The sequence below is a fragment of the Streptomyces sp. NPDC046870 genome (assembly GCF_040704595.1).
Taxonomy (GTDB): Bacteria; Actinomycetota; Actinomycetes; order Streptomycetales; family Streptomycetaceae; genus Streptomyces; species Streptomyces argyrophylli.
In genome coordinates this window covers 783,845-806,845 of the sequence record NZ_JBEYXM010000001.1, presented here as the reverse complement: position 1 = coordinate 806,845, position 23,001 = coordinate 783,845, and the positions used below count along the sequence as shown (strand labels likewise).

The window sequence follows — 23,001 nt, the reverse complement described above, 5'->3', positions numbered from 1 at the left end:
GTACCCACGACGATGTGGGCTGCGCCGCGCCGATTGGGTACCCGGGCCGTGGGGCCTTGCCGGCCGCTGCTTCAGGCGGCTGCCCGCGCACGGCCCGTACTGCCCGAAGAGACGCAGGAAGGCTGGACATGACCGCACTCGGATTCCTCTACCCGGGCCACTCCGCCGAGGACGACTATCCACGCATCGAGCAGCTCCTGGGCAGCGACATCCGGGTGGACCTGGTCCACACCGACATCGGCGAGGACGCGCACCGGGTGGACGCGCTGCGCGAGATGGGCTCCGCCGAACGCCTGGCCCAGGGCATGGAGGGGCTGCGGCTGTCCGGTGTCGAGACGGTGGTGTGGGCGTGCACCAGCGGCAGCTTCGTGCACGGCTGGGAGGGCGCCCAGGAGCAGGTGCGCACCCTGGCACAGGTGGCCGGGATGCCGGCCTCGTCGACGTCGTTCGCCTTCGTGCACGCGGCCCGGGAGATCGGCGTACGGCGGGTCGCCGTCGGCGCGACCTACCCCGAGGACGTCACCGCGCTGTTCGCGGAGTTCCTGCGGGCCGGCGGCCTGGAGGTGGCCGGCACCCGGTCCTCGGGGATCGTCACGGCGGCGGAGGCCGGCGGCTGGGGCGAGGAGGACGTGCTGACGCTGGCACGCGCGGCGGACGCCGCCGACGCGGAGGCCGTCCTGCTGCCCGACACGGCCCTGCACACGGCCGCGCACCTCTCCCTCCTGGAGAAGGCCCTGTCCAAGCCGGTGCTCACCGCCAACCAGGTCACGGTCTGGGAGGGGCTGAGGCTCGCGGACCGCCGGGTGAACGCACCGGCCCTCGGCACCCTGTTCACCCGGCAGCCGCTGGTGCAGGTGTAGCCCCGGGCTCCTCCTCGGGACGCGCGGCCCTGGGGGCCTCTTGCACCGGCGCGGGACAATGGACGGTGGCCCCCCTGAAGGCGGCGCCCACCGAACCGTACGAGGAGGAGACAAGACATGGCGGAGCCCACGCCGCGTCGTAACGAACCGCGGCTACGCCCCGCGCCCCTGCTCTTCGAGCCGGCGGAGGCGGCCGCCGACCCCGAGCACTTCTTCGCCCTGGAGTCGATCGACGACCCGCGGGCGCTGCTGGCCCGGGCGACCGAGCTGACCCAGGCGTTCCGCGCGGCCGCCGACCGGGCCGTGGAGTTCCAGGCCATCGCGGCCGCCCAGCTCGCCGACCCGCGCCGGTTCGACCGGCTGACCCCGGCGGACATCGCCGAGCGGGCGGAGTGGACGGAGGACTACGCGAAGAAGATGGTCGAGTTCGGACGGGACCTGATGCGCGGAGGGGACGAGGGGCGGACCGGCGCCGATCCCGTGTAGCGCCCGGAGCGGCGCCGGCCCCCTGGGCACCCGCACGGCATATGCCAGGCGGGCAAGATACTCCTGTCGGCCGCCGCTGTCCCGGTTTTCGGCAACCCAGGAGAACGGTCCGCTCACTGCCTGTAGACCTGGGTGTCATGAGCAGCGCCCCGAACGTCACCCGTGTCAGCGCCGACGGCGTCGCCTGGCTCGCCTCGGCGGCACCGTACCCCCGCAGCACCCTCGCCCTGTGGGAGGAGAACCCGGACGCCCCGGTCGTCCTGCCCTGCGGCACCGTCTTCGACGTGGTGAGCGCCCCTACGGTCTTCGGCCGCCGCATGCTGGACCGGCTCTGGGACGAGGGCGCGGGCTCGGGGCCGGTCGCGGTGTTCCGGGGGCGGACGCTGCTGTTCGCGGCCCCGGGGACGGCCCAGCGGCTGCCCTCGCTGCTGGACTGGGAGGAGTGGGGGTCCCAGCGGGCCCGCGCGGTACCGCCGCTGCTGTGCCACGGCACCGGCGACGCGGTCACCGTACCGCCCCTGAACTGCGACGACGCTGGTGGCGGCGCCCGCTGGCTGGTCGCCCCGGACACCCGGCACCCCTGGCTGCCGGGACCCGAGGTGCTGCTCTGGGCGGCCGTGCGCGCGGCCCGGCCGGCCGTGCGGATATCGATTTTTCCTCCCGCCGACCAGGATGCTAAGGTCTACGACGTCAGCAGGCGCCGCTAGCTCAGTTGGTTAGAGCAGCTGACTCTTAATCAGCGGGTCCGGGGTTCGAGTCCCTGGCGGCGCACGCGAAGGAAACGGCGGGTCCGGTTCGAAAGAATCAGGCCCGCCGTTCTCGTATACGAGCCGGCCGTCGCGCGGCGGCCGGGCCCGGCCGCACGGTCGGCCCGCGGCGGTCAGTCACTCACCGCCGGGGTGATCTTCACCGTCCACGCCCCGGAGGCCGTCCGTCCCTCCGCCTCCACCTTCACCCCCTCCCCGGGCACCGTGAAGCTCTCCCCGAGGGAGACCGGGGCGTCGGCGAGGGGGGCGTAGACCGAGTTCTCCCAGCAGGCCTCGGTGTGCGGATGGGCGTCCACGACCTGGACCGGACCGTCGCCGGACTCGGCGGCGCCGTGCACCCGGTAGACCAGGATGCCCTGCCGGCAGGACATCCGGTCGTTTCCGGCCGAGCCGCGCGCCTCGAAGGCGAGGGCACTGTCCGGCCCGGTGCGCACCACGGCCAGCTTGACGCCGTGCCCGAGGCCGAAGCCGGGGCCGTCGCCCGCCCCCGGCGCCGGCACGCCGGGCCCGGCCTCGAGGGGCTCCAGGGTGAGGCGGGTCGGCGCGGCGCCGCGCACGCACGCCACCTGGCGCGGATCCAGCCAGCCGAGCCGCCACTTGTGCCAGGCGAACAGGTCGGGGGAGAGCCCGAACTGGCTGCCCATCAGGTCCCAGTCACCCACATAGGTGTCCCAGTCGCCCTTGCCGTCGACCGGGCGGTGGTAGAGGTCGGGCAGGTCGAAGACATGACCGGTCTCGTGGGCGAGGACCAGCCGGTCCGGCGGATGGTGTTCGAACACGGTGACGACCCGCCGTACAGCGGTGCCGTCGACGCGCAGCGGGGTCTCCAGGTTGACGACCTTCGTGGCGTCCGAGTCGACTCCGGGCGCGTCCGGGTCGGCGACGAGGTACACGATCGGGTAGCGCGAGAAGTCGACCTCCTTGTCGGCCACGGCGAACGCGTCGCGCAGGTAGGCGGCCCGGTCCTCCGGGTCCCAGTCCCGCCGCATGGCGTACGACGTCGACGGGCGCGGCATGCGCAGCCAGCGCCCCAGCGGGTGCGGGCGCAGGGTGAACCTGCCGTAGGACGCCTGCGCGTAGAAGCGGCTGGTGGCCGGGAAGTGGTCGGCGGCGAGTTCGGCGGGGGTGGTGCGCGGGGTGGCGTCCGGGAAGGACAGGAAGATCATCACGGCGTCCAGCGCGCCGGTCGGGCGGGTGTAGGCGGGGTTCCAGCTGTCGACGCCCTCCGAGTGGTGGGCCTCCGTGCGGTGCAGCGCGCAGGGGGCCGGGGAGAAGGGCTCGGCGGCCGACGGGCCGCCGAGGATCGAGGTCGCGGCGAGCGCCGACATCGTGGTGAACACGGCGGCGGTGCTGCGCAGCTTGGGCACGGACGTGACCTCCGGATGCGGTTCGGGACCCGCACCCAGATTGCTGGTAATCGATGTGTTTTGCCCTGTTTACCTGCACCAGAAGGGTGAGCGCGCCCCCAATGCGCCCCGGCGCGCCCCGGCGCTCGACATCCCTGAAACACTCACGGAACGTCACAACTGGTCGGGGGCCTGAACAACCCGTCCAGGTGCGGGCAGAAACGATCTGTCAGAACCTGTGGTCGGTCCGGGACACTGGACACCGGCTGGAAGGGCCCGGAGCCAGCCTCTATGATCGGCACACTTTCCGGCACGGACAGGCACGGACACAGATCGAGTGCACTGCGGGAGCGAGCGGTGAGCGGAACGTCCGAAGGGCCGACGCCCGCGGCAGACCTCGACCGGTCAGCCGTCACAGACAGTCACTACACCACCTACCACCGTGTCTTCGCGACCGCCCCGCTCGCCATGGCGGTCGTGGCCCCCGAGGGACTCGTCGTCAGCGCCAACACCGCCCTCGGCGACCTGCTCGGCGCCGACCCCGGCACCCTCGTCGGACGGGTCGCCGCCGACCTGGTGGAGCTGGCCGCCGACGCCCGCACCCGGCACGCCTACCACGAGGTGCTGCGCGGCCGGCAGGCCCGCCTGCGCTGCACCCGCCGGCTGAAGCACCCCGAGGGGCACTCGCTGTGGGTGCAGGTCACCGTCGCCCCGCTGACCGGCGAACCCGGTGTCCTGCTGTCGGTCGCCGACATCAGCTCCCGGCGCGAACTCCAGGCCCGGCTGCGCCACTTGCAGATGCACGACCCGGTGACCCGGCTGCCCAACCGCACCCTGTTCTTCGAGCGCCTGACGGCCGCGTTGGAGGCGGAGCCGTACGAGGAGGGCGGCACCGGCCGGATCGGCCTGTGCTACCTGGACCTGGACGGCTTCAAGGCGGTCAACGACACCCTCGGCCACCGCATCGGCGACCGGCTCCTCGCGGCCGTCGCCGAACGCCTGACCCGGGTCGCCGACGAGACCGGGTACGCCCGCGCGGCGACCCCCTTGGTGGCCCGGCTCGGCGGCGACGAGTTCGCGCTGCTGGTGGAGGACTCCACCGGCACCGAACAGCTCGCCGACCTCGCCGAGTCCGCGCTGAAGGCACTGGAGGAACCCTTCGACCTGGCCGGTCAGCGGCTGTCGCTGACCGCGTCCATCGGCGTCGTCGAGCGGCACGCGGCCGGTACGACGGCCACCGGGCTGATGCAGGCGGCCGACACCACGCTGTACTGGGCCAAGGCCGACGGCAAGGGCCGCTGGACCCTGTTCGACCCCGAGCGCAACGCCCACCGGATGACCCGTCAGGCGCTGTCCTCCACCCTGCGGCCCGCCATCGAACGCGAGGAATTCGCCCTCGAGTACCAGCCGTTGGTGGCCATGGAGGACGGCCGGCTCAACGGCGTCGAGGCTCTGATCCGCTGGCACCACCCGCAGTTCGGCACCTTGACGCCGAATCGGTTCATCGGACTGGCCGAGGAGGACGGCTCGATCGTGCAGCTCGGCCGCTGGGCGCTGCACACCGCCTGCCGGCAGGCCCGCCGCTGGCAGCTGGACCACCCCGGCGAACCGCCCATCTTCGTCAGCGTCAACGTCGCCGTACGGCAGGTGTGGGACTCGGACCTGGTGGCCGACGTGGCGGAGATCCTCGCCGAGACCGGACTCGCCCCGCAGCTGCTCCAGCTGGAGCTGACCGAGTCGGCGGTGATGGGCTCGGCCGGACGCCCGCTCCAGGCCCTTCAGGCCCTCAGCGACATGGGTGTGCGCATCGCCATCGACGACTTCGGCACCGGCTACTCGAACCTCGCCTACCTCAGCCGGCTGCCGGTCTCCACGCTGAAGCTGGACGGCTCCTTCGTGCGGGGCTTCCAGTACGACGGCGACACGAAGGCGATGGCTCCCAACCCGGCCGACGAGGTCATCGTGGAGGCGATGATCCAGCTCGCCCACCGGCTCGGTCTGACGGTCACCGCGGAGTGCGTGGAGACCTCCGCGCAGGCGACCCGGCTGCGCCGGATCGGCTGCGACACCGGGCAGGGCTGGCTGTACTCCCGCCCGGTGCCGCCGGATCGTATCTCCGAGCTGCTGGGGGCGCAGGCCTACGCGGTCGGCAATCCGTAGGCGTCCGCGATCAGCTCGTAGGAGCGCAGGCGGAGTTCACCGCGGTGCGCGTGCGAGGTGATCATCAGCTCGTCGGCGCCGGTGCGCTTGTGCAGGTCGTCCAGTCCGGCGCGGACCTCGCCGGCCGTGCCCTGCACGATGTTGGCCGTCCAGGAGGCGGCGAACTCCTCCTCCATCGGGCTGAACTCGTGCCGCTCGGCCTCCTCCGGGTCGGGGAACAGACCGGGGCGGCCGGTGCGCAGCCGGATCATGTTCAGCGCCATCGCCCTGCTCTGCCGCCGGGCCTCCCGCTCGTCGTCCGTGGCGAGGGCGGAGACGCCGATGAGGGCGTAGGGCTCGGAGAGGACGCCGGAGGGCCGGAAGGACTCCCGGTACAGGTCGAGCGCCGGGATGGTGTTCTGCGCGGAGAAGTGGTGCGCGAAGGCGAACGGCAGGCCGAGCAGGCCGGCCAGGCGCGCGCTGAAGCCGGAGGAACCGAGCAGCCAGACCGGCGGCCGGTGCGGGGACTGGACCCCGCCGGGGGTGCTGCCCTGGACGGGCCCCGGGATCGCGTGGATGCGGCGGTACGGGTGCCCGTCCGGGAAGTCGTCGTCCAGGAACCGGGTCAGCTCCGCGAGCTGCTGGGGGAAGTCGTCGGCGCCCTCGTTGAGGGTGTCGGTACGGCGCAGGGCCGCGGCCGTCGCCCCGTCCGTGCCCGGCGCCCGGCCGAGGCCCAGGTCGACCCGGCCCGGGGCCAGCGCCTCCAGCGTGCCGAACTGCTCGGCGATCACCAGCGGGGCGTGGTTGGGCAGCATGACACCGCCCGAGCCGAGCCGGATGCGGTCGGTGTGCGCGGCGAGGTGGGCGAGGATCACGGCGGGGGAGGAGGAGGCCACACCGGGCATGGAGTGGTGCTCGGCGACCCAGTACCGGTGGAAGCCGCGGGACTCCGTGAACCGGGCGAGCGCGACGCTGGTGCGCAGGGCGTCGGTGGCGGTACTGCCCGCGCCGACGGTCACCAGGTCCAGTACGGAGAGGGGGGCGGGGGCGGTGCCGAGCACGGTGCCCCGGATCTCGTCTGCCTCGTCTGCCGACACGGTGTGCGCCTCCTGATGCGAGCGTGAACTGTCCGTCAACGCCTAACAGGAGAGAGTCCCCGCTTATTCCCTCCGGGCGGGGCGGCGCGGGTCGGTCAGGTCAGGGGTGCCAGGTGACGCGGTGTTCTCCGAGGTGGGACAGGACCGCGTGGTTCGCCTCCCAGCCGTCCGGGAACTTCACCAGCGTTCCCAGCTGGACCGGCTCCGTGGAGGGGTAGTCGTCCAGCAGGTCGGTCACCCCGGCGCGGCAGATCACGATGCAGGCGTGGCGGTGCCGGGAGGCCAGGACGCACAGGCGGCCCGTCTCCAGGTGGAAGGCGGTGGCGTCGGGGCGGCCGGAGAGCGGGTGCAGCACGACCGTGACGTCGTACTCGCGGCCCTGGAGGCGGTTCGCCGTGTCGACGGTCACGTCGGGGACGCCGGCGTCGGCCAGGGCCGCGCGGATCGCCGCCGCCTGGTCGCGGTGGGCCGTGCCCACGGCGATGCGGTCGGCCGTGAGGGGGGCGGGGTCCGGCGCGCGTTCGGACGTGGCCGCGCCGCCCCGGTCCAGCAGCCGGCGCACCACCGCCGCCACCGCCCGCACCGCCTCGGGGTCCGTGCGCGGGGTGTGCCGGGCGGGCAGTTCCAGCAGGCCCCAGCCGGACTCCGCGGCCTCGTCGATCACCCGGTCCGGGCCCGAGCCGTCGGAGGGGACGGCGAAGGTCAGCCGGCGGTCCCCGTGGGACGTGCCGCTGCGGAACGGGGTGTACGGGTAGAACGCGTCCGAGACCAGCGGGGCCGCCGAGGCCGGAAGGCGCCACGAGACCGGCAGACGGTGCTGGGGGAGGTCCGGGTTGTGGGCCAGGAGGGTGGTGACCGCCGAGGCCGAGGGGTCGTACGACAGGCCCGCCCACTGCTCGCTGCCGACGATGGAGAAGGGGTCCAGCTGCCCCGGGTCGCCCACGAACAGCGCCCGTTCGAACAGGCCGGCCACGGCGAGCAGGGAGTCGGAGCGCATCTGGTACGCCTCGTCCACGATCGCGTGCCGCCAGGGCTCGTCCACCTTCACGTGCGCCCACTTGGCGGCCGTGGACAGGACCACCGGCAGCCCGTTCAGGTCCGCCGCCTTCGCCGACGTGCGGACCTGCGGCAGGGCGTCCAGCGCCGCGTCGTACGCGTCCGTGTCGCTGCTGTGCAGACGGCCGACGGGCAGCTCCGGGTTCTTCTCGGCCAGCCGCAGGACCAGGTCGTCCACCTGGGCGTTCGTCTGGGCCACCACCATCAGCGGGCGTCCCGCTGCGGCGAGTTCCAGGGCCGCGCGGACCACCAGCGTCGACTTGCCGGCGCCCGGCGGCGAGTCCACGACCACGCCCCGCTCGGCGCCGTGCAGGGTGTCGTGGAGGATCGCGTCGGTGGCGCGGCCGGCCGCGGCTCCGGGATCGAAGTCGACGGTCGTCACAGCACGTCCTCCTCGGTCACGGTGTCGGGGGCCTCCGGTGCCGGCTCGCCCGGCGGGCCGCCGTGCGTCCACGGGGTCTCCTCCGGGTCGGGCAGCTTCGCGCCGCCGCGCTGCTCGTGCTCGAACAGGGTGAAGCAGACCCGGTCGCCCTTCTCCGGCACCGAGCCGGGCTCCGGCTCCTTCCCACGGCCCATCTTGTCCAGGACGCGCAGGACCAGCACACCGTCGGCCTCCTGACCGACGAACTCCGCCGACTGCGGCTTGCCGCCCAGCGAGCGGTACACCTTCGCCCGCTGAGCCAGATGCGGTCGGTCCTCGGTGCGGACCGTCACCAGCGGTCGCGGGCTGGGCCGCCTGCCCTCGCCGTACGCCATCACGACGTCGGTCACCTCGCCCGCGAACGCCTCCCCGGCCAGCCGGCGCCCCGCCATCACCAGCGGGTCGTCCAGCGCCTCCTGGGCCTCCAGCCGGGCCTGCTCGCGCTCGCGCGTGGCCAGCTTGTTCGCCGCCGTCACCGCGTCGTCCCGGCGCGGCTGCGGCGGCTCACCGGCCAGCACCCGGTCCCGGTGCCCGGTGAACGACCAGCGGTCCCGGGTCCAGCGTCCCTCCACGTGCGCGCCCTCCGGCAGCGCCCGCAGCAGGTCCAGCCCCCGCCACACCGCGTCCCAGGTGGGCCGGGTACGGCTTTCGACCAGGTCACGGACCTCCCGCTCGGCCCGGCCGAGCGCGGCCAGCCGGTCGTCGGCCTCCAGCGGGTCCTCGGCGGCGGCCAGGGCCGTGCGCGCACGGTCGTAGCGCTCGATCGCCGGGGCCAGCAGCCGGTTGTCGAACGCCGGGTCGGTGGCGGGGCCGGCCGGCGGGCACAGCAGCTGGCCGTCGGCGTCCCTGGCGAGTTCCGCCCGGCGGGCCGCCTCGGCGCCGGTCAGGCCCTCCGGGGGGTCGATCCAGGCCAGCAGCGCGCCCAGGTGCTCGTCCTCCAGGCCGGACTGGCCGGTCGCCCAGTGCCGGGACAGCACATCGGTCAGGGCCAGCAGCAGCGAGGAGCCCGGGACCCGGGCCCGCTCGCCGTAGTGGGTCAGCCAGCGGCCGAGCAACGGCACCCGGGGCGGCGCCGGATAGGGCGCGTCCGGGTCCTGCTCGGCGGTGCGCCGGAACCGCATCGAGCGGCCCAGCAGCCGGACGAAGTCCAGGCCCGTGCGGCTCGGCACGATCAGCTGGGGCGCGTCCGCGCACAGTTCGGCCGCCACCTTGACCCGCTTGCCGGTCTCCGGGTCGGTCTCGGTGCGTTCGGCGGCCTCCACGGAGCCGGCGTACGCGTCGATGTAGGGCAGGACGACGTCGGCCAGGTCGGCGAGGAACGTGAAGCGCAGGTCGCGGTCCCGGGGCTGCGGTACGACCAGCAGCCGGGGCGCGTCCCGGTCGGTGCCGACCAGCGCGCCGAGCGGGGCGCCCGTCTCGCCGGCCGTGGTGAGCGGCACGAACACCAGCGGGTGGTCGGACAGGTGCCGGTGCCGGACGGTCGCGGCGGGCTGCGCCCGGCCCGTACCGACGGCTTCCAGCCGGGCGAGGGTGGTGATCAGGGACACGGGACCGCCTCCGGAACCTCCCGGGCCTCGCGGGCCTCGCGCAGGGCCTCCGCGCGCAGGGCCGCCGCCCGGCGCAGCGCGGCCACCGCCGGGTCGTCCGGGTCGCCGCTGACGCCGTGGGCCGCCGCCAGGACCTCCTCGACCGTGGCCAGCCCGCCCAGCTCGGCGCGCAGCGGCCGGCCGAGCCGGGTGACCGCGCCGGTCGCGCGCGCCCGCTCCCGGCAGTGGAAGGCCAGCTCGCAGGCGGACAGGCACTCGGGCGCGTACGTCGCCGGCACCGCCTCCACGGCCGCCGTCAGCTCCTCGGCGGGCAGGTCGGGCGCGAAGCACGTGCCCTCGGGCAGCGCGTCGGCGATCTCCTCGACGCGGGTGAGCCGGGCCAGCTGGCGGGCGGTGATCGCGCGCTGCTTGCGGACGTCCACGGCGGAGGCCGCGGGCAGGTTGGAGAAGTCCTTCGGGCACACCAGCAGCACCTGGTGGCGCACCCGCGGCACCGGAGCGCCCGCCGGGGCGGGCCCCTCCGGCTCCGTGCCGAGACGCTTCGCGACCTCCTCCAGGGCGAGCACGTACACCGCCGCCTGGCGGGCCGCCGCGCCCACCTTCGCCGGGTCCGCCGCGCCGTCCACCATCGGGAAGGACTTGATCTCCACCACCGACCAGCTGCCGTCCGGGTGCACCACGACCGCGTCCGGTTCCAGGAAGGCGAGCGAACCGGCCACGTCGAGGGCGAGCATGGGGTGGTCCAGCAGCGTCCAGCCGCCGGCCTGCGTGGCCTCGCGCAGCGCCAGCGCCGTACGGGCCGTGCGCCCCTCGGGGCCGTGCGCCGTCAGATCGGGCACGGCCGCCGTGGCGGGGGGCTCGGCGCCGGGGTCCAGCCGGGCGTGCGCCAGCCGCAGCAGTTCGGCGCCGCCGTCCGCCTTGACCCGCGCCTCGAACGCGTTGCCCCGGGTCAGCGCGAACTGCGACTGCCCGAAACCGGCCGGCGCGCCCAGCGCACCGGCCAGCCGGGCCTTGTCCACCCCGGCGCCGTCCAGGATCGCCCGCCGGGAACAGCCCGGGTTCGCGGCCAGCGCCGCGAGGGCGCGGGCGTCCAGGGCCTTGGCCGGTACGTCGGGACCGCGCAGCTCAGCGAGCCGGTGCCGGAGCCCCTTCGCCCGCGTCACTGGGGGAGGCGTCCGGTCCGGCCGCGGGGTCGAGCCGCGACTCGCGCTGCCGTGGAATTCGCTCACCCGCCGAAGTCTGGCATCCGGCACTGACAATCGGGGAACCCGCGGTCTGGGTGACCGGTGCGGTACGGCGGGACGGCCGGGTCCGCACGAGGTCCGCCGCCCGCAGCAGCCGCGGCGCCAGCAGCAGGCCGACGCCCATCACGGCCACGCCCGCGACGGCGTCCAGGAAGTAGTGGTTGGCGGTGCCCATGACCACCAGCGCGGTCACCAGCGGGTAGACGACACCGAGGACCTTCGTCAGGCGCGTGCCACCGTGCCGCCACAGCATCACACCGCACCACAGCGCCCAGCCCACGTGCAGGCTCGGCATCGCCGCGTACTGGTTGGTCATGCCGCCCATGCCGCGCGGGGCGCTGGCCTCGCCGCCCCACCAGCCGTACGCGCTGTACTGCGCCATCGTGTCCACGAAGCCGTGGCCGGCGGAGAGCAGGCGGGGCGGGCAGGTCGGCAGCAGGGTGAAGCCGATCAGTCCGATGAACGTGGACGTCATCAGCCAGGTGCGGGCCGCCCGGTAGTGCGCGGCACGCGCGCGGAACAGCCAGACCAGGATCACGGGCGTGACCAGGTAGTGCAGCGAGGCGTACCAGAAGTCGGCCGGCACCCCGAGCCAGGGCTCGCGTGTGAACAGCCGGTTCAGCGGGTGCTCGGCGTTCAGGCGCAGGGCCTTCTCGACGCGCAGGATCGCCAGGCCGTGGTCGACGGCACTGGTGACGTCACCGCGCGCGAGGAGCCGGCCGGCCGAGTAACAGCCGTAGACCAGCAGGATCAGCGGCAGCTCGGTCCACCAGCGCAGCCGGGGTCGCGGGGCCACCTCGGTGCCCGGTGTCTCGGTCTGCGGCATCCGATCGCCCTCCCCCTTCTGTGTGCGGCTGCGCCCGGCGGGCGACCGTGCCACTTTACGGTGTCCCTACTCCGCCCAGGACGGGCGCTCGGGATCGCACCCGATGGGTGTCAGCCCTCGAAGACGCGGAGATCGCCCGGCGGGTTGCCTGGGAACGGGGTGCGCGATGATGGAGGGACCGCACCCACTCGTCGTGCGTCCCCCTGTCGTTCATCCGCTTGTTCCTTCGGAGAGACCCCATGGCACCGCGCATTCTGCTGGCCCGGCACGGACAGACGGCATGGTCGCTGTCCGGCAAGCACACCGGCAGGACCGATGTGCCGCTGCTGGAGGAGGGCCGGCGCGGGGCCAAGCTGCTCGGCGAGCGGCTGCACCGCGCTCCGCTGGACGGACTGGCGGACGCGGAGGTGCGGACCAGCCCGCTGTCACGCGCGCGGGAGACGTGCGAACTGGCCGGCTTCGGGGACCGTGCCACGGTGTGGGACACGCTGATGGAGTGGGACTACGGCGCTTACGAGGGCATGACCCCGGCCGAGATCCAGGCCGTGCGGCCCGGCTGGCTGATCTGGCGCGACGGGGTCCCCGGGGGCGAGAGCCTCGCCGACGTCACCGCGCGCGCGGACGAGGTGGTCTCCTGGGCCCGCTCGGCCGACCGGGACGTCCTGGTCTTCGCCCACGGGCACGTCCTGCGGTCGATCGGGGCGCGGTGGCTGGGACTGCCGCTGGACTTCGCGGCGCGGATACGGCTGAACCCCACGTCGCTGTCCGTACTGGGCTGGGCCTACGGGGAACCGGCGATCGAGAGCTGGAACGACACGGGGCACCTGACGGGCTGACGGCGTGCCCGGGGCGAGGAACGGCCGGGTGGGTGCCGCCGGGCCCTGCCGGCGAGGTGCCCGGGCGCGGGGCGAGGCGCGGCTCCGCCGCGGGCACGGCCGGCCCCGCCGGTCCGCGGACCGGTGACCACGCCGGCCCCCGCCTCGCACCGGACGACCCGCTACACCCGCCGTGGAACGGACGCGTGGCGGTCCAGGAACTCCGACACCCCCGACGCCCGCCGGTGCGGCAGCAGCACCCGCGCCGTCCCGGCCAGCATCGTCTGGATGCGGGAGGACTGGACCTGGTCCAGCAGCGCCAGCACCCGCAGCCCCGCCTCCGCCGCCTCGTCGGGACGCCCCTCGCGGGCGAGGTCGTCGGCCAGCTCCGCGGTGTACAGCGCGATGTTCCGCGTGAAGTGGGGGTCCTGCAGACGCGCCGCCCGCCGCGCGTGCCGGGACGCCCGCCGCCAGTCGCCCAGCGTGGACCAGCACTGCGCCTCCAGCCCCTCCAGCTCGGCCTCTCCGTAGAAGCTCATCCACTCCGGGTCGGCGTCCGCGCGGCCCCGCTCGAACAGGGCGTGCGCCCGGGCGAGCGCCTGCGCGCACCCGGTGCGGTCGGCGAGGCCCGCCCAGCCGCCCGCCTCGCGCAGCGCCAGCAGGGACATCAGCCGGTCCGAGCCGAGCGGCTGGGCGGCGCGCTGCGCCGCCTGCGCGGCCCGTACCGCCTCCCGGGGGCGCCCGGCGTCCCGGGCCAGGAACGCGGTGTTGCAGAAGGCGTGCGCCTCCAGCGCCGGATCGCCGGTCATACGGGCGGTGGCCAGCGCCTCCGCGTAGTGCGAGCGGGCGTCGTCGAAGCGGCCGGAGTCGTGGGCCAGCCAGCCGACGGAGATGGCGAGTTCACCGGCGCCCGCGTGCAGCCGGTCGGCGGTGGTCTGCCGGGTCGCGCCGGCGTCGAGCAGCTCGTACGCCGCGCGCAGCGGAGCCGCCGCGCGCCGGTAGAGGCCGTCCGCGCCGTGCCGGTCGTCGAGCAGCCGGATGCGGCGGACGGCCTCCTCCAGCGCCGCCGCCTCGGAGGTGCCGGCGCGCCGCAGCGGCCGTTCCGCCGCCGTGGCGCCGGTGGTGAGCCCCAGCGGGGCCAGCGTGGCGGCGGCCACGGTGGCGCCTCCGCCGGTCATGAATGCGCGACGCAGCACGTCGCTCTCCTCGTGGTTCAGGGGGTCTTTCGCAAACGGTTCGTGCGGTTCGTACAGCCTGTGCGGTGCGCGCGGGCCCCGTTCCCGCGCGTCCCGCGTGTCGCCCGACCCGGTGGTCTCACGGGGCTCATACGGCTCCATGGCCCCGCGTGACTCACCGGGCACCCGCGGCGCGGGGGCCGTCTCCACCGCCGTACGCGCCGCGCGTCCGCGGACGGAGGAGCGGGGCGCGAAGCCGAGGTCGGTGAGGGTGCGGCCGGGAAACATGTGCAGGAACACCCGTTCGTACGCGTAGTTGGGGCAGCGGATCTCGCCCGCCTCGACCCTGCCGATGTAGCGCGCGTCACAGCTCACCCGCTCACCGATCTCGCGCGCGGCCCGCCGCACCAGGGCCGCGAACTCCGCCGGTGAGCGCCGGCCGCGCAGCTGCCGGAAGGCGACGTTCGGCCGTGGTGGCCGTTCGGGCTGGGACGAGGTCACGGTTGACGACGCCATGGCCGGGTCCTCTCGTGCGAACCGTCGAACCACGCCGGTACCCGGGCGGCTCCGGGACGAGTTGCCCGTGTGACGCCCTGGTTCCGGCGGGCATGAACGTACCCGCTGTGAAGGACCCGCCACGCTGTGTTTGGCTACAAACCGGATATCTCATGCACGATCTGCCATGAAGTGCCATCCTTTGCGGCGCACTTGTGCCGTTGCCGTTGACGGGCCGGCGCGTTGGACTCCATGGACCGCAACAGGGCTGTGTGGTGGAGGCCGGCATGGAGACCAGCCAGAGCAACGATCCTTGTACGTCGCCGTCGTCGTCCGCGTGCGGGGGAGGTGACGCGAGATGCGACCTCGTCACGGTACCGACCCGGCAGGGGCTGGAGGCGGTCGACATCCTGCGGCGGGGCGCGGCGGACGCGGTCGGGCCCGTGCTGCACGACGACGGCTGCGGCACCCTCGGCTTCCTGGTGCCGGCCGGTACGGCCGCCGGCTGGGACGTGCCGGGCAGCACCTGCACCGAGACCGACGGACGCGGGCTGCGGCTCAACCCCGAGCCGCCGGTGGAGGGCTCCGACTGGCTGCTGCCGCCCGGCGAGGCGGACCTCGCCACCGACCCGGTGGTCCTGCGCCGGGCCCTCGGCGAGGCGGCCCGCCTGCTCGAGGCGGCCGACAACTGCCGGTGACGCGCCTGCCCCCGGCGGCTGCGAAAATGGGGGGATGGGCAGGTCGAGGAACACACGGCGCGGGTCGGCCGCGGCAGCGGTCGAGGAGCCGGTCGACGGCGGGCTCGCCCAGCTCGTCCCCGACCCGGACCGCGCGCGGGCCTGGACGCTGCTGATCGACGGCGCGCCCCAGTCGCACGTCGACCTGGACGACCCGGTGTACCTGTCCTTCGAGTACCAGCGCCGCCTCGGCCACGTCATCGACCTCGCCGCCCCGCCCGGCAAGCCCGTGCACGCCGTGCACCTCGGCGGCGGTGCGCTCACCCTCGCCCGGTACGTCGCCGCGACGCGGCCCCGCTCCACCCAGCAGGTCGTGGAGCGGGACGAGAGCCTGGTGCGACTCGTCCGCCGGGAGCTGCCGCTGGACCCGGGCGCGCGCATACGGGTGCGGGCCACCGACGCGCGCACGGGGCTCGCCAAGGTGCCGGACGGCTGGGCCGACCTGGTCGTCGCCGATGTCTTCAGCGGCGCCCGCACCCCCGCCCACCTCACGTCGACCGAGTTCCTGGACGAGGTCAGGCGGGCCCTGAAGCCCTCCGGTGTCTACACGGCCAACCTCGCCGACGGCCCTCCGCTCGCGCACCTGCGCGGCCAGATCGCCACCGCCGCCGCCCGGTTCGCCGAACTCGCGCTGGTCGCCGACGCGGCCGTGCTGCGCGGCAAGCGCTTCGGCAACGCGGTCCTGGTCGCCTCCGACCTCCCCCTGCCGCTCGCCGAACTCACCCGCCGCGCCGCTTCCGACCCGCACCCCGGCCGGGTCGAACACGGCAGGCGGCTCACCGACTTCACCGGAGGCGCGGTGCCCGTGACGGACGAGGCCGCGGTGGCCTCCCCGGCACCACCGCCCTCCGTGTTCCGTTAGGAGCCCGCCGGCGGCACCGGGCACGCCGCCCCCGCACCCCGACCACGCTCAGGTGGGTCAGTACGTGCCCACCTCGACCCGCGGCGGCCCGTCGTGCCACGTGCAGAACACCGACACCCGGTCCGCGCCCCGGCCGAACTCCACGCGGATCCAGCTCTCCGTCTTCCACACCTGTATCGACCAGCCCGTCGCCGGCGTCGCCGACACGAGCGCGGCGTCGGCCGTCCGCAGGTCGAACACCGCCCGGCCGCCGTCGGTGTCGTAGGACCTGACCCGGCCGGACGCGGTGGCGGTCGCGGTGGGGGACGAGGAGGAGGGGGACGGGGACGGTGTGCGGGCCGGCGTGCGCGCGGGTGCCGGCGTCGCCGTCGGCCGGACCGGCCGCTCGCGGGACGGGGCCGGCGACGGAGAGGGTGCCCCGGACGCGGACTTCGCACCGTGGGAGTCCGCGTCGGCGGACGTGACCGGGAGCGCGCGCGGCGGGTCGTACGCCGTCCCCGCCATCACCGTGTGGACACCCCACCACGACAGCGTGACCGCCGCTCCCGTCGCGAGCAGCCACGCCAGTACGTGTACGAGTCCTCTGCGCATCGCGGGCCATACTGCCCCAGGGGCACCGCCGTTCGCACATGCCCCGGGTTGTCCACAGGCGCCCGGCCGGTGCCGTCCGCATGGCGTACGGTGCGGCGCATGGCAAGTGTGCTCGTGGTCGAGGACGACCAGTTCGTACGCTCGGCGCTCATCCGGCACCTGACCGACGCCGCGCACACCGTGCGCAGCGTCGGTACGGCACTGGAGGCGCTGCGCGAGGTCGCCCATTTCCGCTTCGACCTGGTCATCCTGGACCTCGGACTGCCCGATCTGGACGGCTCCGAGGCGCTGAAGATGCTGCGCGGCATCACCGACGTGCCCGTCATCATCGCCACCGCCCGGGACGACGAGACGGAGATCGTCCGGCTGCTGAACGCCGGGGCGGACGACTACCTGACCAAACCGTTCTCCGTCGAACACCTCTCCGCCCGGATCGCCGCCGTGCTGCGCCGGGCCCGTACCGGCGGCGAGGCCCCGCCCCCGGCCGTGCTCCGCGTCGGCGGCCTGACCGTCGACCCGCTGCGCCGCCAGGCCGAGTTGGACGGGGCCCGGCTCGACCTCACCCGCCGCGAGTTCGACCTGCTGGCCTTCCTCGCCGGGCGGCCCGGCGTCGTCGTACCACGCAGGGAACTCCTCGCCGAGGTCTGGCAGCAGTCCTACGGCGACGACCAGACCATCGACGTCCATCTGTCCTGGCTGCGCCGCAAACTGGGGGAGACGGCCGCCCGGCCGCGCTATCTGCACACGCTGCGGGGCGTCGGGGTGAAGCTCGAACCGCCCTCGGACGGGCAGGTCCCGCGATGAGATGGGCCCTGGTCAAGGTCTGCCTCGCGGTCACCACGATGGTCGTGGTCGCCTTCGCCGTGCCGCTCGGCCTGGTCGTCAAGGAGATGGCCCGCGACCGCGCGTTCTCAGGCGCCGAACGGGAGGCCGCGGCGGTCGCGCCCGCGCTGTCCATCACCACCGACCGGGACCAGCTGGAGCGGGTGGTGGCCTCGGCCGGCGCCGACTCCGGGATGGCGGTCCACCTGCCCGCCGAGGGCGGCCGGGCCGCGCTCGACCTCGGCCGCCGGCGCGCCGCGGGACGCGACATCGAGGCCGTACGACGACTCGGCCGCGCCTCCACCACCACCGTGCCCGGCGGCTCCACCCTGCTCCAGCCGGTCGCGCTCGGCTCCGGCGCGATAGCCGTGGTCGAGGTGTACGTTCCCGAGTCCGCGGTGACCAACGGCGTCGGCACGGCCTGGGCCGTGCTCGCGGCCGTCGGGCTCGCGCTGATCGTCGGCTCGGTGGCGGTCGCGGACCGGCTCGGGGTGCGCATGGTGCGGCCCGCGCGGCGGCTCGTGGAGGGCGCGCACGAGCTGGGCGACGGCAAGCTGGGCGCCCGGGTGCCCGAGGACGGTCCGACCGAACTGCGGCTGGCCGCCGTCGCGTTCAACTCCATGGCTGACCAGGTCGTCCAGCTCCTCGCCAACGAGCGGGAGCTGGCCGCCGACCTCTCGCACCGGCTGCGCACCCCGCTCACCGTCCTCCGGCTGAACGCGGCCTCCCTCGGTGCCGGACCCGCCGCCGAGCAGACCCGGGAGGCCGTCGCCCAGCTGGAGCGCGAGGTCGACACCATCATCCGGACGGCCCGCGAGGCCAAGCCGCAGACGGCCGCCGCAAGACCCGGCGCGGGCTGTGACGCGGCCGAAGTGGTCCGCGAACGCATGGAGTTCTGGTCCGCGCTGGCGGAGGACGAGGGCCGCAAGTGGCGGGTGGCCGGCGTCGACAGGCCGGTGCGCGTACCCGTGGCCCGCGCCGACCTGGCCGCCGCGCTCGACGCCCTGCTGGGCAACGTCTTCCGGCACACCGCCGAGGGCACCGCCTTCGCGGTCGACGTGCACAACGGCGAGGACGCGGTGATCGTGCTCGTCTCCGACGCGGGCCCCGGCATAGCCGACCCCGACGCGGCGATGGCCCGCGGCCGGGGCTCCGGGCACACCGGCTCGACCGGCCTGGGCCTGGACATCGTCCGCCGGCTCGCCGAGTCCACCGGCGGTGACGTACGCATCGGCTCCTCGGTGCTGGGCGGCACCGAGGTGCGGATCTGGTTCCAGCTGGACGCGCGGAAGCCGGGGGGACGCAGACAGCGGGGCGCCGTGCGCAGACGCCGAGCGGGCAAACGGGTCTTTGTCTTTAACCGTTCCCGATCGCTGCCTTAAGCGAACCCTAAGGCCGGCAACGGGCGCCCCGAACAAGCGGATTGTCCCTTTCCTGATCGCTAGCGTGCTGCCGCACCTCTCCCCGTGAACAGCGAAGGCAGGCACGCGCATGAGCACGCACCGGCGCAGGATCAGTGGCAGGAACAAGGCGATAGGCGGCCTGGTGGCCGCGGCCGTGATCGGCGGCGGAGCGGTCCTGCTCACCGGCACCGCCAACGCCGCCGGGGTGAACGCCGCGTACACCAGGACCAGTGACTGGTCCACGGGCTACACCGCCCAGTACGTCGTCACCAACAACACCGGCCAGGCCGAGAAGACCTGGACGCTGGAGTTCGACCTGCCGGCGGGCGCCAAGCTCGGCTCCCTGTGGAACGGCGAGTCGAGCGTCAGCGGTCAGCACGTCACCGTGAAACCCGCCACGTGGGACACCGACGGTCTGGCCCCCGGCAAGTCGGTGACCGTCGGCTTCGTGGTCAACGGCAGCGGCGACCCGACCGGTTGCCGTATCGACGACGCGCGCTGTTCCGCGGACGGCGGAGCGACCCCCGAGCCGAGCGGCCGGCCGACGCAGCCCACCCAGTCGCCGACCCCGGTTCCCACCTCCACGCCCACCGCGAGCGCGACGCCCACCCCCACCGGCAGCACCGGATCCGGCACCACCGCGTCCGCCGGCTTCGCCCCCTACGTCGACACCAGCCTCTACCCGGCCTTCGACCTCCTCGCCGCCGCCGACGCGACCGGCGTGAAGACCTACAACCTCGCCTTCCTCACCGACGGCGGCGGCTGCACCCCCAAGTGGGGCGGGGTCACGGACCTCACCGGTGACGCCGTGGCCGCGCAGATCGGCGCGCTGCGCGCCAAGGGCGGTGACGTCCGGGTCTCCTTCGGCGGCGCCTCCGGCTCCGAGCTGGCCACCACCTGCTCCTCCGCGGACGCGCTGGCGGCGGCCTACGGCAAGGCGGTCGACGCGTTCAGACTGACCAAGGTCGACTTCGACGTCGAGGGCGGGGCGCTGCCCGACACCGCCGCCAACACCCGGCGCGCCCAGGCCATCGCCAAGCTCCAGGCGCAGCACCCCGGCCTGGACGTCTCCTTCACCCTCCCGGTGATGCCCGAGGGCCTCACCCAGGACGGCGTGAACCTCCTCGCCAACGCCAAGTCCAACGGCGTGAGGATCAACACCGTCAACATCATGGCGATGGACTACGGCGCCTCGTACAGCGGCGACATGGGCACCTATGCCGAGCAGGCCGCGACCGCCACCCAGGCCCAGGTCAAGAGCGTCCTGGGACTGTCCGACTCCGCCGCCTGGAAGGCCGTCGCCGTCACCCCGATGATCGGCGTCAACGACGTCTCCTCCGAGGTGTTCAAGGTCGACGACGCCACCCAGCTGGTGAACTTCGCCCGCTCCAAGGGGCTCGGCTGGCTGTCGATGTGGTCGGCGACCCGCGACAAGCAGTGCGCCGGCGGCACCAAGCCCACCGCCGACGCCACGTGCAGCTCCGTCACCCAGGAACCGTTCGCCTTCTCCAAGGCGTTCGGGGCGTACAAGTAGTCGCGCCGATCACCGGGCCCCGCAGAAGGGGCCCCGCCCCCTTTCAGGCCCCCGCGCGCACCGGCGGCAGCACCCTCGTCCGCGCCGCCTCCCCGTACCACAGCGCGCTCGACTTCGGCGTCCGCTCCAGCGTGGCGTAGTCCACGTAGACCGCGCCGAACCGCTTGCCGTACCCGTACGCCCACTCGAAGTTGTCCATCAGGGACCACAGGTAGTAGCCGCGCACGTCGGCGCCGTCGGCGATGGCGCGGCGCACCTCCGCGAGGTGGGCGTGCAGGTAGGCGATGCGTTCGGGGTCGTGCACCCGGCCGTCGGGGTCGGGCTTGTCGTCGTAGGCCGCGCCGTTCTCGGTGATGTGGAGGGGGAGACCGGGTGCCTCGCGCGTGTAGCGCATGAGCAGGTCGTACAGGCCCGTCGGGTCGATCGTCCAGCCCATCTCGGTGCGGTCGCCGGGGGTCTGGTGGAAGAGGACGTCGTCGGCGGCCGGCCAGGGCGAGTGGTCGCTGGAGCCGTGGCCGTCCGCGCGGGGACCCTTGGCCCCGCCGGGCGCGGCCGAGACCAGCGTCGGCGTGTAGTAGTTCAGGCCCAGCGCGTCCAGCGGGGCGTTGATCGTGCGGACGTCGCCGTCCAGGACGTGCGACCAGTCGGTCACCGAGCGCGTGGCCTCCAACAGCGACGACGGGTACGCCCCGTGCAGGATCGGCCCGTGGAAGACGCCGTTGGCCAGGTCGTCGATCCGTCGGGCCGCGGCGAGGTCGGCCGGGTCCTGGGAAAGGGGCCGTACGACGGAGGAGTTGAGGCTGATCGCGATCCGGTTGCCGGCCGGCATCGCCGCGCGCAGGGCGGACACGGCCAGCCCGTGCCCCAGGTTGAGGTGGTGGGCCGCGCGCAGGGAGGCCGCCGGGTCGGTCCGGCCGGGGGCGTGCACCCCGGAGGCGTAGCCCAGGAAGGCGCTGCACCACGGCTCGTTGAGGGTGATCCACTGCTCCACCCGGTCGCCCAGCGCCTCGCCGACGGACTGTGCGTACTCGGCGAACCGGAACGCGGTGTCGCGGTGCGGCCAGCCGCCCGCGTCCTCCAGCTCCTGCGGCAGGTCCCAGTGGTAGAGGGTGAGCGCCGGGGTGATGCCCCGGGCCAGCAGCTCGTCGACCAGCCGGCGGTAGAAGTCCAGGCCCCGCTGGACCACCGGCCCCCGGCCCGTCGGCTGCACCCGGGACCAGGAGACGGAGAAGCGGTACGCGGTCAGGCCCAGCTCCGCCATGAGCGCGACGTCGTCGCGGTAGCGGTGGTAGTGGTCGACGGCGATGTCCCCGGTCTCGCCGCCGGCCGTCCGGCCCGGCGTATGGCTGAAGGTGTCCCAGATCGAGGGGGTGCGGCCGTCCTCCCGCACCGCCCCCTCGATCTGGTACGCCGAGGTCGCGGCGCCGAAGAGGAAGGCGGGAGGAAAGGCCACGGTCGTCGGTTCGGGCATGAGGGCTCTCCCCTGGAGTCGAGTGCACGCATTATGCATGGGAGCGCTCCCATGGCGAAAGGGGTCGGGCTCGATCGACATGACGGGGATGAGTCGGGGGCCGACGCGCGTGTGGTCGGACCGGGCCACGCCACAGCGGCTGACGTGCGCCGTCCCGGGCCGGCGTACGTGCTCTCCGGCTGACCTGCCCATGGCCGGGCGGGGCGAGCCGCCCCCTCAAGCCGACGCCCGTACCACCAGTTCCGTCGGCAGCACCACTTCCCGCTGGCCGGTGCCGCGGTGGGCGATCTCCTCCAGCAGGAGGCTCGCCATCGTGCGGCCCATCTCCTCCAGCGGCTGGCGGACGCTCGTCAGCGGGGGATCGATGTGCCGGGCCACGATCGAGTCGTCGAAGCCGATCAGCGCCACGTCGTGCGGCACCCGGCGCCCCGCCGCGCGCAGTTCCAGCACCGCGCCGGAGGCCATCACGTCGGAGGCGGCGAAGACGGCGTCCAGGTCCGGGTGCCGGCGCAGCAGTTCCCGCATGGCCGCGCGTCCGCCCTCCTCGGTGAAGTCGCCCGCCGCGATGAGGCCGTCCGCCACGGCGACCCCGGCCTCGCGCAGCGCCTCCCGGTAACCCTCGAGCCGCGCCCGCGCCACATCCATGTCCAGCGGACCGGTGATCGTGCCGATGGACCGGCGGCCGCCCGCCAGCAGATGCCGGACGGCGAGCCGGGCACCGCCCCGGTTGTCCGCGCGGACATGGCAGAGCCGCTCGCGGTCGCTGCGCCGCCCGGCCAGCACGGTCGGCACGGCCAGCTCCTCCAGCCGGTCGGGCAGGGTGTCGTCCCCGTGGACCGCCATCATCAGGACGCCGTCCACCCGATGGGCGGCCAGGTAGGCGGCGAGCCGGCCGTGCTCCTTGTCGTGACCCGTGAGGACCAGCAGCAACTGCATCCCGGCACCGGCGAGTCCGGCGGAGACGCCCCGGATGATCCCGGAGAAGTACGGTTCGGAGAAGAGCCGGGTCCCGGCGTCGGGCACCACCAGCGCGACCGCGTCCGTGCGCCGGGTGGCCAGGGAGCGGGCGGCGCGGTTGGGCACGTAGCCGAGTTCCGCGATGGCCTGTTCCACGGCCGCCCGGGAGCGTGCGCTGACCTTCGGGGAGCCGTTGATCACCCGCGAGACCGTGCCGCGGCCCACGCCGGCGCGTGCGGCGACGGCGTTCAGGGTCGGGCGCCGGACGTCCGCGGTCCTGTGCGGCTGCGGCTGTTCGGCAGGGCTCATCGTTCACCTTCCGGTGGTCCGGTGCGGGGGAGCTTCATTCT

At 74.3% G+C, this 23,001-nt stretch carries 20 protein-coding genes, 1 tRNA gene and 1 pseudogene; 12 read left to right on the top strand and 10 right to left on the bottom strand.

Features of this window, described 5'->3' with window-relative positions:
* Nucleotides 1–9 precede the first annotated feature (9 nt).
* The 5 genes and pseudogenes from AB0946_RS03595 to AB0946_RS03575 all read left to right on the top strand — a co-directional run.
* A pseudogene (locus AB0946_RS03595) lies at nt 10–132 on the top strand (decarboxylase); the annotation flags it as partial.
* Nucleotides 129–860 carry a decarboxylase gene (locus tag AB0946_RS03590; protein ID WP_366758967.1) on the top strand — a complete coding sequence of 244 codons (732 nt, stop codon included), beginning with the start codon at nt 129–131 and terminating at the stop codon, nt 858–860. The pseudogene AB0946_RS03595 and the gene AB0946_RS03590, both read left to right, overlap by 4 nt.
* A 117-nt stretch (nt 861–977) precedes the next feature.
* A complete protein-coding gene (locus tag AB0946_RS03585; protein ID WP_366758966.1) occupies nt 978–1,346 on the top strand; it encodes a hypothetical protein in 369 nt (122 codons plus the stop codon).
* A gap of 137 nt (nt 1,347–1,483) precedes the next feature.
* A complete protein-coding gene (locus AB0946_RS03580; protein ID WP_366758965.1) occupies nt 1,484–2,053 on the top strand; it encodes a bifunctional DNA primase/polymerase in 570 nt (189 codons plus the stop codon).
* A tRNA-Lys gene (locus tag AB0946_RS03575) sits at nt 2,044–2,117 on the top strand. The genes AB0946_RS03580 and AB0946_RS03575 overlap by 10 nt, the downstream gene beginning before the upstream one ends.
* 109 nt (nt 2,118–2,226) lie before the next feature.
* On the opposite strand, the gene AB0946_RS03570 is transcribed toward AB0946_RS03575, so the two are convergent.
* Entirely contained in the window at nt 2,227–3,441 is a 1,215-nt protein-coding gene (locus AB0946_RS03570) for a M6 family metalloprotease domain-containing protein (protein WP_366759137.1), read from the bottom strand.
* A gap of 375 nt (nt 3,442–3,816) precedes the next feature.
* On the opposite strand from AB0946_RS03570, the gene AB0946_RS03565 reads away from it, so the two are divergent.
* Nucleotides 3,817–5,619: a bifunctional diguanylate cyclase/phosphodiesterase gene (locus AB0946_RS03565; RefSeq protein ID WP_366758964.1), complete on the top strand. Its 1,803-nt coding sequence runs from the start codon at nt 3,817–3,819 to the stop codon at nt 5,617–5,619.
* Here AB0946_RS03565 and AB0946_RS03560 read toward each other — a convergent pair.
* From AB0946_RS03560 to AB0946_RS03540, 5 genes are all read right to left on the bottom strand, one after another.
* Entirely contained in the window at nt 5,598–6,695 is a 1,098-nt protein-coding gene (locus tag AB0946_RS03560; RefSeq protein ID WP_366758963.1) for an LLM class flavin-dependent oxidoreductase, read from the bottom strand. The genes AB0946_RS03565 and AB0946_RS03560 overlap by 22 nt on opposite strands.
* A gap of 100 nt (nt 6,696–6,795) precedes the next feature.
* Nucleotides 6,796–8,133 carry an AAA domain-containing protein gene (locus AB0946_RS03555; RefSeq protein ID WP_366758962.1) on the bottom strand — a complete coding sequence of 446 codons (1,338 nt, stop codon included), beginning with the start codon at nt 8,131–8,133 and terminating at the stop codon, nt 6,796–6,798.
* A complete protein-coding gene (locus AB0946_RS03550; protein ID WP_366758961.1) occupies nt 8,130–9,719 on the bottom strand; it encodes a hypothetical protein in 1,590 nt (529 codons plus the stop codon). The genes AB0946_RS03555 and AB0946_RS03550 overlap by 4 nt, the downstream gene beginning before the upstream one ends.
* Nucleotides 9,710–10,882, bottom strand: a complete 1,173-nt coding sequence (locus tag AB0946_RS03545; protein ID WP_366758960.1) for a hypothetical protein — start codon at nt 10,880–10,882, stop codon at nt 9,710–9,712. The genes AB0946_RS03550 and AB0946_RS03545 overlap by 10 nt, the downstream gene beginning before the upstream one ends.
* Nucleotides 10,845–11,789: a phosphatase PAP2 family protein gene (locus AB0946_RS03540; RefSeq protein WP_366758959.1), complete on the bottom strand. Its 945-nt coding sequence runs from the start codon at nt 11,787–11,789 to the stop codon at nt 10,845–10,847. Before AB0946_RS03540 ends, AB0946_RS03545 begins: the two co-directional genes overlap by 38 nt.
* A gap of 239 nt (nt 11,790–12,028) precedes the next feature.
* Between AB0946_RS03540 and AB0946_RS03535 the strand changes: the two genes are divergently transcribed.
* Nucleotides 12,029–12,625 (top strand): histidine phosphatase family protein, encoded by a 597-nt coding sequence (locus AB0946_RS03535; RefSeq protein ID WP_366758958.1) that lies wholly within the window; start codon nt 12,029–12,031, stop codon nt 12,623–12,625.
* A gap of 161 nt (nt 12,626–12,786) precedes the next feature.
* Here the strand turns inward: AB0946_RS03535 and AB0946_RS03530 are convergent, their stop codons facing one another.
* Nucleotides 12,787–14,295, bottom strand: coding sequence for a hypothetical protein (locus AB0946_RS03530; RefSeq protein ID WP_366758957.1), 1,509 nt, complete (start codon nt 14,293–14,295; stop codon nt 12,787–12,789).
* A gap of 266 nt (nt 14,296–14,561) precedes the next feature.
* Between AB0946_RS03530 and AB0946_RS03525 the strand changes: the two genes are divergently transcribed.
* Together AB0946_RS03525 and AB0946_RS03520 are read left to right on the top strand one after the other, a co-directional pair.
* Nucleotides 14,562–14,972, top strand: a complete 411-nt coding sequence (locus AB0946_RS03525) for a hypothetical protein (RefSeq protein ID WP_366758956.1) — start codon at nt 14,562–14,564, stop codon at nt 14,970–14,972.
* A 34-nt stretch (nt 14,973–15,006) separates the two neighbouring features.
* Nucleotides 15,007–15,873: a fused MFS/spermidine synthase gene (locus AB0946_RS03520; protein ID WP_366758955.1), complete on the top strand. Its 867-nt coding sequence runs from the start codon at nt 15,007–15,009 to the stop codon at nt 15,871–15,873.
* Nucleotides 15,874–15,930: 57 nt separating this feature from the next.
* On the opposite strand, the gene AB0946_RS03515 is transcribed toward AB0946_RS03520, so the two are convergent.
* Nucleotides 15,931–16,464 carry a hypothetical protein gene (locus AB0946_RS03515; protein ID WP_366758954.1) on the bottom strand — a complete coding sequence of 178 codons (534 nt, stop codon included), beginning with the start codon at nt 16,462–16,464 and terminating at the stop codon, nt 15,931–15,933.
* Between the two features lie 99 nt (nt 16,465–16,563).
* Here AB0946_RS03515 and AB0946_RS03510 point away from each other — a divergent pair, with 99 nt between their 5' ends.
* The 3 genes from AB0946_RS03510 to AB0946_RS03500 all read left to right on the top strand — a co-directional run bounded on the left by AB0946_RS03510 (nt 16,564) and on the right by AB0946_RS03500 (nt 20,223).
* Nucleotides 16,564–17,268 (top strand): response regulator transcription factor, encoded by a 705-nt coding sequence (locus tag AB0946_RS03510; RefSeq protein ID WP_366758953.1) that lies wholly within the window; start codon nt 16,564–16,566, stop codon nt 17,266–17,268.
* Nucleotides 17,265–18,668 carry a HAMP domain-containing sensor histidine kinase gene (locus AB0946_RS03505; protein WP_366758952.1) on the top strand — a complete coding sequence of 468 codons (1,404 nt, stop codon included), beginning with the start codon at nt 17,265–17,267 and terminating at the stop codon, nt 18,666–18,668. Before AB0946_RS03510 ends, AB0946_RS03505 begins: the two co-directional genes overlap by 4 nt.
* 109 nt (nt 18,669–18,777) lie before the next feature.
* Nucleotides 18,778–20,223, top strand: coding sequence for a cellulose binding domain-containing protein (locus tag AB0946_RS03500; RefSeq protein ID WP_366758951.1), 1,446 nt, complete (start codon nt 18,778–18,780; stop codon nt 20,221–20,223).
* Nucleotides 20,224–20,266: 43 nt separating this feature from the next.
* On the opposite strand, the gene AB0946_RS03495 is transcribed toward AB0946_RS03500, so the two are convergent.
* Both AB0946_RS03495 and AB0946_RS03490 read right to left on the bottom strand, forming a co-directional pair.
* On the bottom strand, nt 20,267–21,694 hold the full coding sequence (locus AB0946_RS03495) for a GH1 family beta-glucosidase (protein WP_366758950.1): 1,428 nt from the start codon (nt 21,692–21,694) through the stop codon (nt 20,267–20,269).
* 216 nt (nt 21,695–21,910) lie between these two features.
* The gene (locus AB0946_RS03490; RefSeq protein WP_366758949.1) at nt 21,911–22,960 is read right to left on the bottom strand and encodes a LacI family DNA-binding transcriptional regulator; all 1,050 of its coding nucleotides are present in this window, start codon (nt 22,958–22,960) and stop codon (nt 21,911–21,913) included.
* Nucleotides 22,961–23,001: the final 41 nt, after the last annotated feature.

Bases quoted from the DNA above. Each gene is read 5' to 3' on its own strand.
- AB0946_RS03535 (WP_366758958.1), top strand. From the start codon at position 12,029: ATGGCACCGCGCATTCTGCTGGCCCGGCACGGACAGACGGCATGGTCG.
- AB0946_RS03570 (WP_366759137.1), bottom strand. From the start codon at position 3,441: ATGTCGGCGCTCGCCGCGACCTCGATCCTCGGCGGCCCGTCGGCCGCC.
- AB0946_RS03500 (WP_366758951.1), top strand. From the start codon at position 18,778: ATGAGCACGCACCGGCGCAGGATCAGTGGCAGGAACAAGGCGATAGGC.
- AB0946_RS03495 (WP_366758950.1), bottom strand. From the start codon at position 21,694: ATGCCCGAACCGACGACCGTGGCCTTTCCTCCCGCCTTCCTCTTCGGC.
- AB0946_RS03540 (WP_366758959.1), bottom strand. From the start codon at position 11,789: ATGCCGCAGACCGAGACACCGGGCACCGAGGTGGCCCCGCGACCCCGG.
- AB0946_RS03505 (WP_366758952.1), top strand. From the start codon at position 17,265: ATGAGATGGGCCCTGGTCAAGGTCTGCCTCGCGGTCACCACGATGGTC.
- AB0946_RS03525 (WP_366758956.1), top strand. From the start codon at position 14,562: ATGGAGACCAGCCAGAGCAACGATCCTTGTACGTCGCCGTCGTCGTCC.
- AB0946_RS03515 (WP_366758954.1), bottom strand. From the start codon at position 16,464: ATGCGCAGAGGACTCGTACACGTACTGGCGTGGCTGCTCGCGACGGGA.
- AB0946_RS03580 (WP_366758965.1), top strand. From the start codon at position 1,484: ATGAGCAGCGCCCCGAACGTCACCCGTGTCAGCGCCGACGGCGTCGCC.
- AB0946_RS03520 (WP_366758955.1), top strand. From the start codon at position 15,007: ATGGGCAGGTCGAGGAACACACGGCGCGGGTCGGCCGCGGCAGCGGTC.
- AB0946_RS03530 (WP_366758957.1), bottom strand. From the start codon at position 14,295: ATGGCGTCGTCAACCGTGACCTCGTCCCAGCCCGAACGGCCACCACGG.
- AB0946_RS03510 (WP_366758953.1), top strand. From the start codon at position 16,564: ATGGCAAGTGTGCTCGTGGTCGAGGACGACCAGTTCGTACGCTCGGCG.
- AB0946_RS03585 (WP_366758966.1), top strand. From the start codon at position 978: ATGGCGGAGCCCACGCCGCGTCGTAACGAACCGCGGCTACGCCCCGCG.
- AB0946_RS03490 (WP_366758949.1), bottom strand. From the start codon at position 22,960: ATGAGCCCTGCCGAACAGCCGCAGCCGCACAGGACCGCGGACGTCCGG.
- AB0946_RS03590 (WP_366758967.1), top strand. From the start codon at position 129: ATGACCGCACTCGGATTCCTCTACCCGGGCCACTCCGCCGAGGACGAC.